The organism is Flavobacterium sp. AG291, from assembly GCF_003350375.1.
In the GTDB taxonomy this organism is placed as follows: Bacteria; Bacteroidota; Bacteroidia; order Flavobacteriales; family Flavobacteriaceae; genus Flavobacterium; species Flavobacterium suzhouense.
On sequence record NZ_QQAR01000019.1, the window covers coordinates 51,992 to 70,115 of the forward strand.

Annotated in this window: 12 protein-coding genes; 9 read left to right on the forward strand and 3 right to left on the reverse strand. The window is 39.7% G+C overall.

Annotated elements, in window-relative coordinates; translation table 11 throughout:
- Positions 1 to 76: 76 nt before the first annotated feature.
- A complete protein-coding gene (locus DEU42_RS16500) occupies positions 77 to 670 on the forward strand; it encodes a hypothetical protein (RefSeq protein WP_114759435.1) in 594 nt (197 codons plus the stop codon).
- A gap of 156 nt (positions 671 to 826) precedes the next feature.
- On the opposite strand, the gene DEU42_RS16505 is transcribed toward DEU42_RS16500, so the two are convergent.
- On the reverse strand, positions 827 to 1,318 hold the full coding sequence (locus DEU42_RS16505; protein ID WP_114759436.1) for a TspO/MBR family protein: 492 nt from the start codon (positions 1,316 to 1,318) through the stop codon (positions 827 to 829).
- A gap of 165 nt (positions 1,319 to 1,483) precedes the next feature.
- Between DEU42_RS16505 and DEU42_RS16510 the strand changes: the two genes are divergently transcribed.
- Genes DEU42_RS16510 through DEU42_RS16535 form a run of 6 tightly spaced genes read left to right on the forward strand, consistent with a single transcriptional unit; the run spans position 1,484 to position 6,433 of the window.
- Positions 1,484 to 2,563, forward strand: a complete 1,080-nt coding sequence (locus tag DEU42_RS16510; protein ID WP_114759437.1) for a diphosphomevalonate/mevalonate 3,5-bisphosphate decarboxylase family protein — start codon at positions 1,484 to 1,486, stop codon at positions 2,561 to 2,563.
- A 57-nt stretch (positions 2,564 to 2,620) separates the two neighbouring features.
- Positions 2,621 to 3,559, forward strand: a complete 939-nt coding sequence (locus tag DEU42_RS16515) for a mevalonate kinase (RefSeq protein ID WP_114759438.1) — start codon at positions 2,621 to 2,623, stop codon at positions 3,557 to 3,559.
- Positions 3,560 to 3,564: 5 nt separating this feature from the next.
- Positions 3,565 to 4,116 carry a hypothetical protein gene (locus DEU42_RS16520; protein WP_114759439.1) on the forward strand — a complete coding sequence of 184 codons (552 nt, stop codon included), beginning with the start codon at positions 3,565 to 3,567 and terminating at the stop codon, positions 4,114 to 4,116.
- Positions 4,117 to 4,119: 3 nt separating this feature from the next.
- The gene (locus tag DEU42_RS16525) at positions 4,120 to 5,043 is read left to right on the forward strand and encodes a geranylgeranylglycerol-phosphate geranylgeranyltransferase (RefSeq protein WP_114759440.1); all 924 of its coding nucleotides are present in this window, start codon (positions 4,120 to 4,122) and stop codon (positions 5,041 to 5,043) included.
- A 27-nt stretch (positions 5,044 to 5,070) separates the two neighbouring features.
- Complete coding sequence (locus DEU42_RS16530) at positions 5,071 to 6,069, forward strand: pseudouridine synthase (RefSeq protein ID WP_114759441.1); 999 nt, start codon at positions 5,071 to 5,073, stop codon at positions 6,067 to 6,069.
- A gap of 1 nt (position 6,070) precedes the next feature.
- Positions 6,071 to 6,433 (forward strand): nuclear transport factor 2 family protein, encoded by a 363-nt coding sequence (locus DEU42_RS16535; RefSeq protein WP_114759442.1) that lies wholly within the window; start codon positions 6,071 to 6,073, stop codon positions 6,431 to 6,433.
- Between the two features lie 124 nt (positions 6,434 to 6,557).
- Here DEU42_RS16535 and DEU42_RS16540 read toward each other — a convergent pair whose 3' ends face one another.
- Positions 6,558 to 8,645 (reverse strand): M3 family metallopeptidase, encoded by a 2,088-nt coding sequence (locus tag DEU42_RS16540; RefSeq protein WP_233506721.1) that lies wholly within the window; start codon positions 8,643 to 8,645, stop codon positions 6,558 to 6,560.
- 180 nt (positions 8,646 to 8,825) lie between these two features.
- On the opposite strand from DEU42_RS16540, the gene DEU42_RS16545 reads away from it, so the two are divergent.
- Positions 8,826 to 11,657: an AsmA family protein gene (locus tag DEU42_RS16545; RefSeq protein ID WP_114759444.1), complete on the forward strand. Its 2,832-nt coding sequence runs from the start codon at positions 8,826 to 8,828 to the stop codon at positions 11,655 to 11,657.
- A gap of 34 nt (positions 11,658 to 11,691) precedes the next feature.
- On the opposite strand, the gene DEU42_RS16550 is transcribed toward DEU42_RS16545, so the two are convergent.
- A complete protein-coding gene (locus tag DEU42_RS16550) occupies positions 11,692 to 12,588 on the reverse strand; it encodes a NifU family protein (RefSeq protein ID WP_114759445.1) in 897 nt (298 codons plus the stop codon).
- A gap of 250 nt (positions 12,589 to 12,838) precedes the next feature.
- On the opposite strand from DEU42_RS16550, the gene DEU42_RS16555 reads away from it, so the two are divergent.
- Positions 12,839 to 18,124 (forward strand): choice-of-anchor L domain-containing protein (locus DEU42_RS16555; protein WP_147278147.1); only part of this gene is annotated, 5,286 nt, incomplete at its 3' end.

The window sequence follows — 18,124 nt, forward strand, 5'->3', positions numbered from 1 at the left end:
TTTGCAATGAAATAGTTGTTTTTTTAACGCAACCGTTTTTTTAAATGCTCATCTAAGTATTAAAAATCAATCAATTATGAAAAACAAAATTTTACTTATGGGGCTATGCCTGTCTGTTATGGCATGCTCAGATGATAACAGTGCTGCTGTTATTGAAGATCCGCAATCAGGTAATAAAGTTGTATTACTTAAGGTAGATGCTACTGATTTTACTTTTGAAGGAGGTAAGATACTTTCTTTTGAAGATGCATCCACTTTTACTATTGCTCATGAATACAATTTGCCGGGCGATTTTGGTTCGATAAAATTGAAGTATGAAGAACTTGACGCTCCAATTTTTGATGGAGATATCCATTGGATGGGATTAGGTGGAATGCACTATCCTGAATCAATCGATCCTGTTTCTTCTTTTGAATCGATTGCATCAGCTGTACCAATGCCGGATGAGTCATTACGCGAGCTTGTGCTTTACGATGAGTATGTGCCCGTTGATGAGTGGCCTTATGCTGCTAACTACACTGCACTGTGGGATGCTGTAGATAACCTGAAGATCGTGAAGGATTACAGGGAATCAAATCCAAATGCTAAGGTTCATTTCTTCCTGTACACGCCAAGTGTTGGGTCAGGAAACCCGGATGACTGGGATTGGTTTGTTATCCTGAAAAATTAATTGTTGTTATTGTGATTTATTTGGTGATTCGGTAATTTGATTATTTAATCAATGCAACGGGTCACCAAATTATTTTATAACAAAGTGGATTTTCTTATTATCGAATAACCGATCAAGAAATAATCAAACCTGCCTGTCGGCAGACAGGTCAACGCACTAGCGATTTAGCCACCATATAGCTGCATTAAGAAGCGTGGCAAATGTTACCCATAATAAATAAGGAATAAGAAGCATACGCGCAATTTTGTTCACTTTGTTGAATTGTACAAAGGTTTCGTATATCATCAGCCAAAGCAGTATGATTTCTAAAAGGGCTAAAAAAGGATTATGGAGCCCGAAAAATATAAACGACCAAAGAGCATTTAGTGCTAACTGAATAGCGAAAAAGGTAAGTCCTTTGCGTACTGTTTCTCTCTGACGATCCATTTCATGCCAAACGAGTCCGGCAGCAATACCCATCATCACATATAATGTTGACCATACAGGCGCAAATACCCAATTAGGCGGGTTGAACGATGGTTTTTGAACGGTAGTATACCAGGTGTCTACGCCTTTTTGTGTTAGCAATCCTGCAATAGCACCGATTACGACACAGGTAACAATCATTACGATTATCTTGAAGGTACGGGATAAGGGTTTTTGTTCCATGGGGTAAATTTAGTATTTAGTCACCAATTATGCGAATTCGGTTAATTATTCTGTAGGTGTGATTTCTTAAATTTAAAATTAGCATGAATTAGTGAAATTAGTGGCTAAAAAAATCCTAATTGTTGCTTTGGCAAAACAATTATCTTTGCATCAAAATACATCACCATGTCCGAAAAGGATTTTATCCCTTCTCCTTATACCAATACAATAGAAAAAGGCAGCTTTGAGTGGAGTGCGCCAAGCAATATAGCCCTTGTGAAATACTGGGGCAAATTAGGGAAGCAGCTTCCCGCTAATCCTTCAATCAGCCTTACGCTGAATAATTGCAAAACGATAACTAAACTTGGTTTTAAAAAGAAAACCAATGATGGTAGTTTTTCTTTCGATTTGCTTTTTGAAGGTCAGCCAAAGGAAAGCTTCCGCCCGAAGATTGAAAAATTCTTTGAAAGGGTAGAAGAATACCTTCCGTTCCTGAAAGATTATCATTTTACGATCGATACCCAAAATACTTTTCCGCACAGTTCAGGAATTGCTTCATCGGCATCGGGTATGGCAGCATTGGCGGTTAACCTGATGAGCCTTGAAAAGGAACTTAATCCTGAAATGACAGAGGATTACTTTAATCAAAAGGCTTCTTTTCTGGCACGTTTGGGGTCGGGCAGTGCCTGCCGAAGCGTAAAAGGTAAAGTGGTGATATGGGGCGAACATGTTGAAACGGATGATAGCTCAAACCTTTTTGGAGTAGAGTATCAGGATGTGAATCTGGCTTTTGCCAATTTTCAGGATACGATACTTTTAGTTGATAAAGGCGAAAAACAGGTGAGCAGCACAGTAGGGCACGACCTTATGCACGGGCATCCGTTTGCAGAGCAACGTTTTGCACAAGCACATGAAAACCTGTCGAAAATGAAGTCGGCTCTGGCTACCGGCGACCTGGATGCTTTTATAAAAATTACCGAAAGCGAGGCACTTACACTTCATGCCATGATGATGACATCGATGCCGTATTTTATATTGATGAAACCCAACACACTGGAGATTATCAATAAGATTTGGGAGTATAGGGCTAAGACTACTGTGCCTGTATGTTTTACACTCGATGCAGGTGCTAACGTGCACGTGCTTTACCCCGAAAACGTTCGTGGTGAAGTTTTAGATTTTATTAAGAACGAATTAGTTGGCTATTGCCAAAACAGTCAGTACATTTGCGACGAAATTGGAACGGGAGCCGTTAAGATTAATTAGGATAATTTTTTTTAACATTTAACGTTTTAATCCGTACCTTTAATAAAAATATCATCCATGAAAGGACCGTTATTTTACTCAAAAATTTTACTCTTTGGAGAGCATGGCATTAACAAGGGCTCTAAAGGGTTGGCAATTCCATATAATTTTTATAATGGAGGTCTTAGAGTAGACGACACCAATACCGAACTTGCTAAAAAGTCAAACCAGAGCCTTAAAGGTTTTGTGGCTTATCTTGAACAGCTTCAGACAGAGCAACCCGATTTGGTTACTTTTGATCTTGATACCCTTAAGCGTAATGTTGATGCAGGAATGTACTTTGATTCAAGTATTCCGCAAGGTTATGGTATAGGAAGTAGCGGTGCGCTTGTAGCAGCGGTTTATGATCAATATGCTAATAATAAGATAACTGTCCTTGAGAATCTTACCCGTGAGAAGCTACTACAGCTTAAAACGATCTTCAGTAAAATGGAATCGTATTTTCACGGAACAAGTTCAGGTCTTGACCCGCTTAACAGTTACCTGAGTATTCCTATCCTTATCAATTCGCACGATAATGTTGAGGCTACTGGTATACCAATGCAAAACCTTGAAGGAAAAGGCGCAGTATTTTTGCTTGACTCAGGGATTGTAAAAGAAACGGCACCAATGGTACAGATATTTATGGAAAGCCTTAAAGATAAAGGTTTCCGTAATATGATCAAAACAGAATTCCTTAAATATACCGATGCCTGTATTGATAACTTCCTTAAGGGGGATGCGAAATCGCTTATCAATAACACCAAAGAGCTTTCTAAAGTGGTATTCAATAACTTTAAGCCAATGATTCCGGAAGGTTTTCACGAATTATGGCAAAAAGGTATTGATACCAATGACTACTACCTGAAACTTTGCGGATCGGGTGGTGGTGGCTATATCCTTGGTTTTACCGAAGATATAGAAAAAGCAAAACAATCGCTTGAAGGCCACAAACTTGAAGTGGTTTACCAATTCTAAACATTATGCAAAGCATAACCGATATTTTAAATATACTCCTGAAGTCCATTTTTGTGGGCTTCGGTTTTATTATACCTATTCTTACCCTGTTAAGAATCTCCGATCTTAAAACTTTACAGGTAAAAGACCTCCTTATTCTTACTGCTGTTCAGACGGTGAGGATTTCAGGGATAATTTATTTCATACTGGCAGCTGTTGCGGTTTATCCGCTGCTGATGCATGATAATACTATGGCGGGTAATGTAAAAGTTGATTTTGGCGGTTTTGCTATGTACATCCTTTTTTCGCCAATCATGACGCTGGTTATCACTCAGCTTTTCTGGATCAAAAGGTTATATATGAAAAAAGGTTCACGTATCACTTTGTCCTTTATGTTGCTGCTGTTGCCTTCGGCGGTATTTTTGGCTATTGCCAAATCGCAGGATTTTATGCCGGCTCTTAAGGCGACCCTTAGCGGTCCGGAGATATTAAAAACGCTTATAAGTTGTATCATATTTATCTTTATTACTTTCACAATAATATTGATGGGAGGTAAGTTAAAAGATAAAAAGGCATAAAGTATGGCAGCATCGAGGGAAACACGATTGGTTCTGATGAAGATTCTCAGCCTGTTCTCTGTGGTGCGCGGTTACAATATTCCTGTAATCGCCCTCGCGCAATACCTGTCTGCAATATTTATATTGGCTCCTGAGAAAAGAGCACTCGATGTTATCCTAGATCTTAACCTTTTCCTGATAGTACTGGCATCGTCACTTACGATTGCTTCGGGCTATATAATCAATAATTTTTACGACGCGCAAAAGGACCTTATCAATCGTCCTAAGAAATCCATGCTCGACAGGCTGGTTAGCCAGCAGACAAAACTGCATGTGTATTTTTCAATGAACCTGATTGTGGTTCTGCTCGCTTTTTGGGTTTCATGGCGTGCAGTGTTCTTTTATTCAGGTTTTATTTTCCTGATATGGTTCTATTCGCATAAGCTTAAGAAATATCCGCTTATAGGTAACCTAACAGCGGCATTTCTGGCGGTATTGCCTTTCTTTGGGATACTTATGTATTTCAAGAACTTCTATCAGGTAATATTTGCGCATGCTACATTTTTATATCTGCTCATACTTACCCGTGAACTTATAAAAGACCTTGAGAACATGAAAGGGGATCTTGTTGCCGATTACCGTACTATACCGGTAATGTTTGGCGAAAAGGTATCTAAGGTTGTAATCATGGCGCTTACTATTCTTACTATTATCCCCGTGTACCTGCTTATCGATGTATATGATGTGGGATATATGGATATGTACTTTTATGGGGGTATGATTGTGATCATCTGGTTCCTTTTTCAGTTATGGAAAGCTGATTCGCAAAAGGATTATTTACTGCTTCATAATATATTAAAGGTCCTTATTGTTGCTGGTATCTTTTCTATTGTACTGATAGATCCTTCAGTTTTAGTGAATGGCAGGAAACTTTTATCGTGTATTTAAGCTATCTTTGCAAAAATATTTGACAAGATGAACAACGGCAATAGCAGGAGAGGCGGCAATGACAGAAAGAAAAGCGGTCCTTCCAAACCCATGAACAAAGCGAGGAAACCGGTTTCTAAACCTAAATCTTTTGATAAGCCTGCTTTTGAGGATGAAACTCCAAAAGCAAGTCCGGCAGCAAAAAAAACTAAAAAACCGGCAGCACCTAAAAAAGGGCCGGCAACTTTTGCTAAAAAGGGTGGCTACCCTAAAATTAAGCCGGTAGCTGATAAACCTGTTACAGAAAAGAAACCTTCAGTTAAACGCCAGATTGCTAAAGACGAAATGCGTCTTAATAAGTATATAGCTAATTCAGGGGCTTGTTCACGTCGTGATGCTGATATCTATATCCAGTCGGGTAACGTAAAAGTAAACGGACAGGTTATTACTGAGATGGGTTATGTCGTTAAAATTTCTGACGTAGTAAATTTTGACGGGGTTACTATTACACCTGAAAGAAAAGAATATTTACTTTTAAATAAGCCTAAGAACTTTACCACTTCGGGAGAAGGAGATGGCAGTATGCGTAATGTGCTTGACCTTGTTCGTGGCGCTACTAACGTTAAGCTTCAGCCAGTAGGTCGCATGGATAAGAATACTACAGGTCTTCTTATTTTTACGAATGATACCGAGATTATAAGAAAGTATGCTCAGCCAAACCAAAAGTCATTCAAAATTTACCAGGTATCACTGGACAAGAATCTTAAATTTGAAGACCTTGAAAAAATGGCCGGAGGTGTAATGCTTGATGGTCATCGTTTGTTTATTGATGAGATAAGTTATATTGAGGGAGAACCTAAAACCGAAATTGGCCTTAAATTAAGAACGCCAAACGTAAAAGTGGTTCGTGCTATATTTGAAAGCTTTAAGTATGATGTACTTAAGGTAGACCGCGTGGCTTTTGCCGGGTTAACCAAAAAGAATCTTCCTCGTGGAAACTACCGTTTCCTTACCGAGCAGGAAATCATCAACCTGAAAAATATATAAGGTGCAGCCAAGAGATATAGAATACATTGCTATAAAATGGTTTGAGGCATTTAATGCCAAAAAATTAGATAAGCTGCTTGATTTGTATGCTGATGATGCTGAGCATTTTAGTCCCAAGCTTAAGATACGCAAACCCGAAACCAACGGACTTGTAAAAGGGCGTGCAGCTTTGCACGAATGGTGGGAGGATGCTTTTGACAGGCTGCCAACACTTTACTATAGGGTTACAACCCTTACTGCTAATGAAGATCGTGTGTTTATGGAGTATGTACGTAAAGTGCAGGGTGAAGAAGATATGCTTGTTGCCGAAGTTTTAGAGGTGAAAGAAGGAAAGATTGTTTTTTCACGTGTGTATCATAGTTAACTGAGTCGCACAGCGACAAAGTTTCAAAGCAACAAAGTTGCAAAAAATCTAAAAGCCCCACCAGATAAATGGTGGGGCTTCTTTTTTATATGAGATGTCAAAGCTTGGTTGCTTTGTGACTCTGCTACTTTGCAACTTTTTTCTCCAATCCCCTTTTCCTTAGCAACGGCTCAATAGATGGTTCAGCACCACGGAAATTTTTGTACATCTGCATGGCGTCAAGTGTGCCTCCTTTTTCAAGGATATTAGTGCGGAATGATTTAGCTGTCTTAGCGTCAAATAATGATGTTGTTTTAAAGGCTTCAAAAGCATCAGTGTCTAATACGCCCGACCAAATGTAACTGTAATAACCTGCCGAATAACCTCCCGCAAAGATGTGACTGTAATAGGTGCTTCTGTAGCGTGGGATGATAGCATCAATAAGACCCAGCTTTTTCATGGCGGCTTCCTCGAACGGTACTACATTTTGCGTAAGCGGAGTATTGCGTGTATGATAATCTAAATCAAGGTAAGCGGCTGCAAGGTATTCTACTGTTGCAAATCCCTGGTCAAATGTAGCTGATTCCTGTAGTTTTTTTATTAGGGCATCCGGTATTACTTCTCCGGTCTTATAATGTTTTGCATATAGTTTCAGAACTTCAGGTTCAGCGGCCCAGTTTTCCATTATTTGCGAAGGCAGTTCTACAAAATCGGTTGGCACGCTGGTGCCTGCAAGGCTTTCGTAAGTAACATTGCTCAATAGTCCGTGCAGGGCATGGCCAAATTCATGGAAGAAGGTAGTTGTTTCGTCAAAAGTTAATAATGACGGATTGCCTGCCGTTGGTTTAGAGAAGTTACAAACGATAGAAATAACAGGAGCCAGGCGTTTGCCTTCGACTGTTTTTTGTTTTTGGTACGAGGTCATCCAGGCGCCACCTTTTTTTGAAGCTCTCGGGAAAAAATCCATGTAAAGTATTCCAACGTGCTTGTTATCTTTATCGGTTACTTCCCAAACTGTAACGTCAGGGTGGTATTTTGGAGCGTCTTTTAGTTCATGATACTGAAGTCCGTAAAGGTTTTTAGTTACGGTAAAGATGCCGTTGCGTACATTTTCAAGGCTGAAGTAAGGTTTCACTTCCTGCTCATCAAGATCGTAACGTTGCTTACGGATTTTTTCGGTATAATATCTCCAGTCGTATGGCTGAACATTATCTTTGATGCCGTCAGCCTCTATTAGTTTTTTAATATCGGCTTCTTCAGCTTTTGCTTTTTCAAGAGCCGGTGTCCATAGTTTGTCAAGCAGATCATAAACAGCCTCAGATGTTTTGGCCATGCGCTCCTCAAGTATATAATCGGCATGGCTCTTATAGCCTAAGAGCAATGCTTTTTCAGATCTAAGATTGGTCATTTCAACCAAATTAGGCCTGTTGTCGTACTCGTTACCATTATTACCCCTTTTTTGGTAGGCAGTCCATAATTGTTTACGAAGCTCGCGATTATCGGCATATTGCAGGAATGGCATTACGCTTGCATTTTGCAGGGTAAATATCCATTTTCCTTCTTTATTGTTTTCTTTTGCCTCATCGGCTGCGGCCTGAATCACTTCTTCAGGTAGTCCGGCAAGATCTTCTTTTTTGTCTATTATAAGTTGGTAGCCATTGGTCTCAGCCAATACATTTTCGCCAAACTTTAACGATAAAACCGATAGTTGCTCATTGATTTTGCGAAGACGTTCTTTTTGCTGGGCATCAAGATTAGCTCCATTGCGTACGAAGGCCTTATATTTTTTTTCCAGGAGTTTTGCCTGTTCGGGGTTAAGATTGTAATCAATCTGATTGTCCCAAACCTTTTTAACACGTGAAAAAAGTTTTTCGTTAAGAAAAATATTGTCTTGGTTTTTAGATAATTCAGGAGCCATTTCCTGTGCCAGGGCCTGTAGCGTGTCATTAGTGTTTGCTGTATTCAGGTTACTCATGGTGGTAGTAATCCTGTTTAGCAGACTGCCGGAATTTTCCAGGGCTACTATGGTATTCTCAAAAGAGGGATTGTTTTTATTACCGGTTATAAGATCAATTTCTTTCTGATTGATCTTAATGGCTTCAAGTATAGCGGGCTTATAATGCTCGTTTTTTATTAGTTCAAAAGGAGGGAGTTGGTATTTGTTGTCATAAGAGGCTAACAGGGGATTGTCTTCTCCAAGAGAGCCTTTTGTATTGTTTTGTTTACACGACATAAAAAGAGTGCAGCTTATTGTTAATGTAAGTATAGATTTTAATGACATAATATAGTTTGGTCTAAAAAAGTAAAGTTATTGTAATCCGTCAAATAAACAAAGGATATTAAGTTATAGTTAAATACCGTTTTGATTTAACAGGAAAAAGCTATCTTTAATCATGTTTTAAAATGTGTATTTATGGAAGCCCCCGTAAAAAAGATTGCCCTTAAAGTTTTAAAATGGACCGGTATAGTTATCGCGTCTGTTTTATTGCTAATGTATTTAATACCATTGCTTTTTCCGGGTACTGTTGCCCAACAGGTAAAAACTTTTGCTAACAAAAGCCTGGATGCCGAGCTTGATTTTGGCGAATCTAAGCTGTCTTTTTTTACACATTTTCCTTCGCTGACAGTCTCACTTGACGATTTTTCGCTTAAAGGATCGACGCCTTTTAAGAAAGACACGTTATTAAGCGCGAAGCAGGTAGCTTTTGGTATTAACCTTAAGAGGCTCATTTTTAACAACGAAATTAAGATTGATGAGATCTATGTTTCCGATGCATTGGTTAACGTAATGGTAAATGAACAGGGACAGGCTAATTATAATGTTTATGTTGCGCCTAAAGATCAGCCTGTTGATACTACGGGAACCGGGCCGGCAATACGACTTGACAGGGTAGATTTTGAAAATTGTAAAATTCGTTATGACGATCGTTCTGCTAAAATACTGGTTAAGGCCGACGGCTTTAATTATGTGGGAAGAGGTAACCTTAGTGAAGAGGTGTTTGATTTGCAAACGGATGCTAATATTGATGCTATCGACTTTATTTATAATAATGTTGCCTATATAGAACGTAAAGAAGTGCATGCGGATTTGGTAACGCGTATTAATACCAATGCGTTATCTTTTATACTTGAAAAGAACCAGCTACGCATCAACAGGCTTCCTATTGAATTTACCGGTCTGTTTACGATTCTTAAGGAAGGATATAATATAGACATAAATGCTATTTCTGAAAACAATAAACTCAAAGATCTTTTCAGTGTGGTGCCACCACAATATATGGCATGGCTTGAAGATACCAGGATAAAAGGGAGAAGCGATGTTTTGTTTTCTTTTAAAGGGAGATATAATGCGGTAACCGGAGAAAAACCGGATCTTGCTTTTGGGATACGTGTACGTGATGGTTTTATTGATTATAAAAAAGCACCCATGGCGGTCTCTGAGTATGAAATGAACCTGAATGTTCAGTTGCCTTCGCTGGATATGGAAAAGCTCAATATTAACCTCAGTAAGCTTGATTTTAATTTAGGCAAAGATCACTTTCATGCTTTTCTGGAAACCAAAGGGATGAAGGAAATGGCCGTAAAGGCGAATATGAAAGGAACTCTGAATCTGGCTAGTCTTGATCGTGCACTTGGAATTTCAAACATGCAGTTAAAAGGATTGCTGAAAGCTGATGTTGTCGCAGATGGAATTTATAGTGCAGAGAAAAGACTATTCCCGAAAGCAAAGGGTGGGGTAAACCTTCAAGGCGGTTACCTGAAGATGCCTTATTATCCTAATCCTATTACCGATATTCAATTTGTGTCTAATATACAAAATGATAAAGGTACTTTTGATGATGTAAAAATAGCCATTACTCCTGCGTCCTTTGTTTTTGAGGGTAATCCGGTATATCTTAAAGCTATTGTTTCGAATTTTGATGATGTGCTTTATGATATAACTGCAAAAGGTGAATTGAACATTGGAAGGATTTATAAAGTATTCTCGCAGAAAGGAATTGATGTTACGGGTTATGCCAAGGCTGACTTAAGGCTTCAGGGCAGGCAAAGTTATGCGACTACAGGTCAGTACAGCAAGCTGAATAATAAGGGTACACTGGTTATAAAAGATATTAAAGCAACCACAGAATATTTTCCTAAGTCGTTTTATGTAAATGAAGGATATTTTACCTTTAAGAATGAGAAAATGTGGTTTGATAAGTTTACTGCAAATTACGGCAAGTCGGATTTTGCAATGAATGGTTATCTGCTTAATACGATCAATTATTTTCTGGAATCTAAAGGGACACTGAAAGGAAACTTTAATGTAAAATCCAAACTTATTGATGTGAATGAGTTTATGGCTTTGAAAGAGGGGGATAATAAAGATGTTAAACCTGAGATTGAAGCCAAAAACGAAGCTAACCCTAAAATGAGTGGTGTAGTGGTATTGCCTACTAATCTCGATGTCTCTCTTGTGGCGGATGCTAAAAAAGTTGCATATACAGGCTTGACGCTAAATAACCTTAAAGGGAAAGTGGGAATCGCTTCCGGAAAGGTATATCTGCAAAATACAACTTTTGATATTATTGACTGTAAAGTGCGTATTGACGGAGGTTATGACGATGAATCGCCAATGGCAGCTAACTTTAATGTTCAGTTTCAGGCAAATGATTTTGACATAAAAAGAGCTTATACTGAGATACCTCTTTTCCATGAATTGGTTACAGCAGCCGAAGACATGAAAGGTATAGTGTCTTTGAATTATACACTTAAAGGTGATATTGATGGTAATATGAGTCCGATTTATCCTTCGTTAAAAGGAGGAGGTACAATCTTTGTTCGCGATGTACAGGTTTCAGGAATGAAGCTGTTTGGAAGCATAAGTAAGAAAACGGGTTCTGAAGGAATGGAAAATCCTAACGTGAAGGATATTCAGGTAAAATCGGAGATAAAGAACAATCTTATAAAGGTAGAGCCCTTTACACTTAAGGTGGCAGGTTTCAGGCCAACTATTAAAGGAACAACAAGCTTTGATGGTTTATTGGACTTAAGGATTCGCCTTGGTTTGCCTCCGGGAGGTTTAATTGGTGTTCCTATGGTGGTAACCGGGACCCATGAGAACCCTAAAATAAAAGTATTCAGTAAAACCGGCCAGGCGATTGAAGAGGCTCAATATGATGAAAAAACCAATACCGTAATCAAAAAAGAAGAGAGGGTAGAGCCGGAAATGGAGAAAAAGGAAGAGCCTAAAAAAGCAGAATAAAAAAGAAGCCCCCGCCATTGGCGGGGGCTTTATGTTAAGCGTTTATGGCTTCAACCTTAATTTCGTTATCGTTAAGCATATCTTTCAACATATTTTCTATACCACTTTTAAGTGTAAAAGTAGAAGAAGGACATCCACTGCAAGCACCCTGTAATAGTACTTTAACACGTTTATCACTTTCATCATACGATTCGAAAGCTATATTTCCGCCATCAGCCTGAACTGCGGGTTTAACATACTCTTCCAATATGTTGATGATGCGTTGTGAAGTAACATCCAGCGAGTCGAAATAAGCTTCCTGCTGTTTTTCGGCCTGAGGTGTTTTTTGTATCAGCGATTCGTCAATAACAGTTCCGCCGTTTTCAATGAACTCTCTGATAAAGCTTCTTATCTCTCCGGTTATCTCTTCCCACTCGGTTACAGAATATTTAGTGATAGAAATATAATTTTCATCAATGAATACCTCTTTTACAAAAGGGAACTTGAATAATTCCTTAGCAAGCGGTGATGCAGCAGTTTCGTCAATATTCTTGAACTCAGCAGAAGTTTTTGTTAACAGCTTGTTTGATACGAATTTAAGTACTGCGGGGTTTGGAGTCGTTTCAACATATACAGTAGAAGGCTGTTTCTTTTTGGCTTCTTCTTCAATAACAATCTGTCCTCCGGTGTTTACAAATTCTTCAATCTGTTTGGCCACTTCGTCCTGAACATCTTCCCATTCTACGATTGAGTACTTTTCAATAGCAATAAAATTGCCCGAAATGTAAACTGTCTTTACAAACGGAAGGTAAAACATTTTTTTAGCCAGGGGAGACTTGGCAGTCTCGTCGATGTTTTTAAATTCATAATTATTGCTTTTTGCAATAAAGTCGCTGAACTCAAATTTCAGTATAGAAGGGTTTTGGGTGGTCTTTATCGTGATGTTTTCCATGTTGTCAAAAATTTTATGCAAAATTAGTGTAAAAAAAACTTAAAAACAGGGTAGGGTAAAACAGATTATAATTGTTTAACGGAGTGTTACGGCCTGAAAGGCAGTTATTAAAACAACAGAATAATAAGGTTTTTGTGATTTTTTTGAATTTAACAAACAAACTATCACTGAATTTTTATATTTGGCTTTTTAAATTAACAATTTTCTACAGAAAATTTAACAGTTACGAGCATTATTTAAAACTCACTATATGAGAAAACAATTACTCACCCTTTTATTGTTTTTAGGAACAATCTTTTCCTATGCGCAATCTACTTTGTCTGTTTTCAGTACCAATCCTGATAACAGTTATGTTGCCGGGGAAACGCTGACATGGACAGTTATGATAACAAATAACGGTCCCGGGGTTGCCAACAATGTTAGAGCAACCTATGCAGTTCCTACTTTTTTAATGCCAATACCTCCGGGTGTGCCAAAATTTACATGGTACTTTGGTAACGGTACGGGCGCTTCAGGAACAAATACTCCTATAAATAATGTAACGCCTACACTTGGAGTGGGGCAAACCATTACGTATACGCTGAGTATAAAAGTTCCTGATGATTATACAGGAACTATTCCTCAACTTCAGGTTTCATATACAAAGAGTGCAGACTTAGAGGTGATTAATACTGATAATCAGGTTAATTATACTCCGGGTACTCAGGTGGTATATACGGTGAGTGTTGTAAATCACGGTCCGGAAGTAGCTGATCCTGTAAGTGTAGCAATGCCTATACCTGCAGGAATTACTAATTTCTCATGGACTGGCTCTAACGGTTCTTCAGGAACCAATGTGGCTTTAAGTAATGTTCTCGGAACTTTGGCGGTGAATCAGATTGTAACCTATACGGTTACGGTTGATGTGCCTGCTTCTTATACCGGGCCTCTTACTACGCAGGCTTCGGTTACGAGTCCTAATACCGTCGATCCGGTACCGGGTTGCTCGCAATGTACAGATACCGATACATCACTTATGGATGCTGATGTTGTGGTAGTAAATACAAATAACCAGACAACTTATGTTCCGGGAAGTACTGCTACTTATACGGTAACTGTTACAAATAATGGTCCTGCGGCAGCTACCAATGTGGTAGTAAATAATGCTGTGCCTGCAGGAGTAACTAATTTTTCATGGTCGGGCAATGGTGTTCCTGTTACAGCAGGAGCTTTAAATAATACTATAGGTACCATGGCTGTAGGTCAGGTGGTAACCTACACAGTAACTTTTGATGTGCCTGCAGGTTATAATGCTGCTACTCTTGTAAGCCAAACGGTTGTAACAAGTGACAGGGATTCTGATAATAACTGTCCTCAGTGTACAGATACCGATCTTAATGCTGCTACCGCTGCTGATATTGTTGTGGTAAATACCAACGGGCAAACGACATATACTCCGGGTACACAAACAACTTATACAGTAACAGTAACTAACAACGGTCCCGGTGTAGCTACTAACGTAAATGTTTCTAATGCTATACCTGCCGGTATAACAAATATGACATGGACAGGAACTAATGGTTCGGTTGGGGTTAATGTGCCTTTGAATAATACCATTAATTCATTGCCTGCTGGTGCGACAGTGACTTATACAGTTAATGTTCAGATTCCAAATACTTTCCAGGGAGATCTTGTTAGCCAGACAAAAGTTACAAGTAATAATGATCCAAATCCTGCCTGTACTCAGTGTCTGGATGTAGATACAAGTGCAACACCTACTGTAAATCTTGTGGTTACCAATACCGATAATCAGGAAATTTACACAGCAGGGTCAAACTCAGTATACACGGTAACGGTTACAAACAACGGCCCTTATGCGGCAGCTAACGTAGTTGTTTCTAATCCGATTCCTGCTGGTATTACTGCTTTCTCATGGACTGGTTCTAACGGTTCTTCTGGGACTAATACTGCTTTAAACAATACTATACCGTCTCTTGCTGCCGGACAGACTGTAACTTATACGATTACATTAGGTGTTCCTGCCGGATACACAGGTAACCTTTCGAGTACGGCTTCGGTAACAACAACAAGCACCGATCCTGTAACTGCTGATAATTCAGCTACGGATATTGACAGTGATGTGCTTTCGGCAGATATTGTTGTAAATAAAACACTTAATCAGGGCTCTACTTATACAGCAGGGGCTAACCTTATCTATACCATTACGGTAAACAATCAGGGGCCTACAGTTGCGAACAATATTACAGTAGATGATGCTATACCTGCCGGGCTTAATGCTACAGCATCGGTATGGACAGGTAGCAACGGAACTTCTGGTACAGGTAACCTGAGTGATGTTATTGCTACATTACCTGTAGGAAGTACGGTTACATATACGCTTACTATACCGGTACCGAGCAACTATAATACTGCTGCAAGTATCACTAATACGGTAGTGGTAACTAGTGGTACCCCTGATCCAAATCCTGCGTGTCCTAACTGTACTCATACGGCTACGCCAAATCCACAAGCAAACCTTGTAACGTGGAAAACGAACGGACAAACAGAATATGTGGCTAATCAACAGACAGTTTATACTATTGTTGTAACCAACCCTGGGCCAAGTGATGCTTATAATGTGGTTGTACATGACAATAAGCCTAATAATATAGATTTAATGACCTGGTCTGGTAACGGCACCGGGGCAGCGGGAGCATTGCATAATGTTATTCCTGTGCTTCCTGCGGGGCAAAGTGTAGAGTATACTGTTACTATGTTTGTAAAAGAAAATCACCCTACAGTAATCGGTCCATTGGTTAACACGGTAACAGTAACAAGTGATACTCCGGATCCTGTTCCTGCATGTCCGGGTTGTACAGATTATGATACAGCAAGGCCGGACTACGTAACCGTAGACAGGTTTGCCTATACGTCAGAAGAACTGGTGCGTGATGTACTTATCAATGTAGGTTGTATAGAAATTAATGACATAGTGTCCTCTGCCGGTGATATAAATTCTAACGGAGCTACAGGATACGGTTTAGGTTATTTTCATAAAAACAACTCTAATTTTCCTATCAAAGACGGGGTTATCTTAAGAGCTGGGAATGCAGAGTATAGCGAAGGTAAATACGATACGCCTTTCCCTTGGAATGCAAGTTCTACAGGTTCGGGGTTAAATGATTCTGATTTACAATTTTTAAGTACCAATGTAATTGGCAATACGGGCCCTATACGAGATGTTACTTATCTGCAATTTGATTTTGTGCCTCTTGCTACTGAAATGAGCTTTGATTTCCTTTTTGCGGCTAATGAATATGGACAATATCAATGTGGCTTCTTTGATGTGTTTGGATTCCTTTTAAAGAATCTTGATAATCCGAGCCCAATAATTCCGGGGGCGCCTTTTGATTTGAACATGGCAGTAGTGCCGGGGACTACAACGCCTATATCAGTTTCTACAATAAGGGATCAGGCCTATAATCCCGGTTGTGGCTCAGTAAATGCACAATGGTTTGGTCAGTTCAATCAGGGCAATCCAGCTATTTCAGCAATAAACATGAGAGGGCAAACCAAGGTAATGACGGCTTCGGCTACTGTTACTCCGGGTGATGAATACAGGATAAAACTGGCTGTTGGAGATTACAATGATATGTTGTTTGATACTGCCGTGTTTATTGCGGGAGGTTCATTTAATATAGGTCAGCCTAAACTTCCAAGTGACTTTACTATCGGAGAAGTTCCTGGTAACTCAGCGGCATTATGTCCGGGAGAAGAATATGTTCTTCAGGCGCAGTTTACCGGTAGTACTACATTTATCCTGCGTTGGGAAAAAGACGGTGTAGAGCTTACAGATGGTGCAGGTGTTCCTATTTCTACTGATAATATTACGGTTACTGAACCGGGTACTTATACACTTAGGGCAGCTTTCCCTTCAGATCCTTCATGTTTCCTTGAAGATGATGTTGTTGTAGAGTTCTATCCTGATATTGAAGTAGCTGATCCGGAAGATCTTGTTACTTGTGGTGATCCTCTTGGAACGCATGCATTTGATCTTCATTATAATGATGCAGTTATGAAGGCTCCTCTTGCTGATCCTTTTGAATTTGATATTGAGTATTACCATTCTATGGAAGAAATAGAAAATGGTGATCCTATGATTTCATATAATCCTACTACAGGTTATATTGGTTATGATGGAGAAGTAATCTATGCTAAGGCGGTAGGTTTCTCTTACCCTTGTTATACGGTTAGACCATTTACATTAAGAATTTATGATTGTGAAATCGAAACTGTGCCTTATGCAGTTCATGTTTGTGAACCTGCTCCTTATGATGGAGTAGAAGTATTTGATCTTACTTCATATACGGATGAGATGACAGTTATAGATCCTGTACCTGCAACGTATGTATATACTTTCCATAATACACAGGCTGACGCCGATTCAGGTAATAATCCTATTGCTGATCCAACAGCTTATTCAGGTACTACTGAGACAGTTTGGATGAGAGTTGTCGATTCTGATGCAGTTGGTGTTACGCCTAAAGGTGTTGCAGCGCTATCATTAGTTGTAGATCCTCAGCCTATTGTAGGTACTTATGCAGATGCTTTTGCTTGCGGATCTTATACGCTTACACAGCCTACAGTGGGTAATTATTATTCAGGTCCTGGTGGAACAGGCACACAACTTGATCCTGTTATTCCATTAACAACTTCACAGACAGTTTATGTTTATGCAGTGAGCGGTACAGCTCCTGATACTTGTACTAATGAGACAAGTTTTTACGTAACAATTTACCCTACTCCGGTAGTAGAAGACAGAGCAGACCTTCAGGCATGTGATGCTTACGAACTAACACCGCTGACATTAGGTAACTACTACACAGGCGCTGGTGGAACAGGTACACAACTAAATGCAGGTGATTTTATTACGACAAGCCAGACCATATACATCTATGCTGTAACTGGAGATACTACTACGGTATGTTCAGATGAGTCAGACTTTGTAGTAACGATAAACAGTGCCCCAACAGTTTCCCCAGCGACCCCATTAGAGGAGTGTGCAGACAACTTTGACGGCTATGCGTATTTTGACCTTACCCCGGCAGGGGTAGAGATCCTGAACGGCCAGAGCGGTCTTACGATCACTTATCACAGCACGCAGGCAGCCGCAGAGTTTGGTGTAAACCCTATTACCGACCCTACGAACTACCACAGTATACTGGGCACAGTCTATGCGAGTGTAGTGCAAACAGGCACCACGACCAATTGCCGTTCGGTAGTACCGATCCAGCTGATCGTACATCCACGCCCGGCTATCCCGGTGATGACAGCGTATGAGTTATGTGATGACGATACTGATGGCCTGCAGGTGTTTGATCTAACCAGCAAAGATCTTGAGGCAACGGGAGGCGATACAACATTAACTACGGAATACTACCTTAGTTCAACCGATGCACAGGCGGGTAATAATCCAATAGCAAGCCCTGCCACTTTCGGCAATACGACTCCCAATAGCCAACCGGTATGGGTAGCTGTTATTACAGGCTTTGGCTGC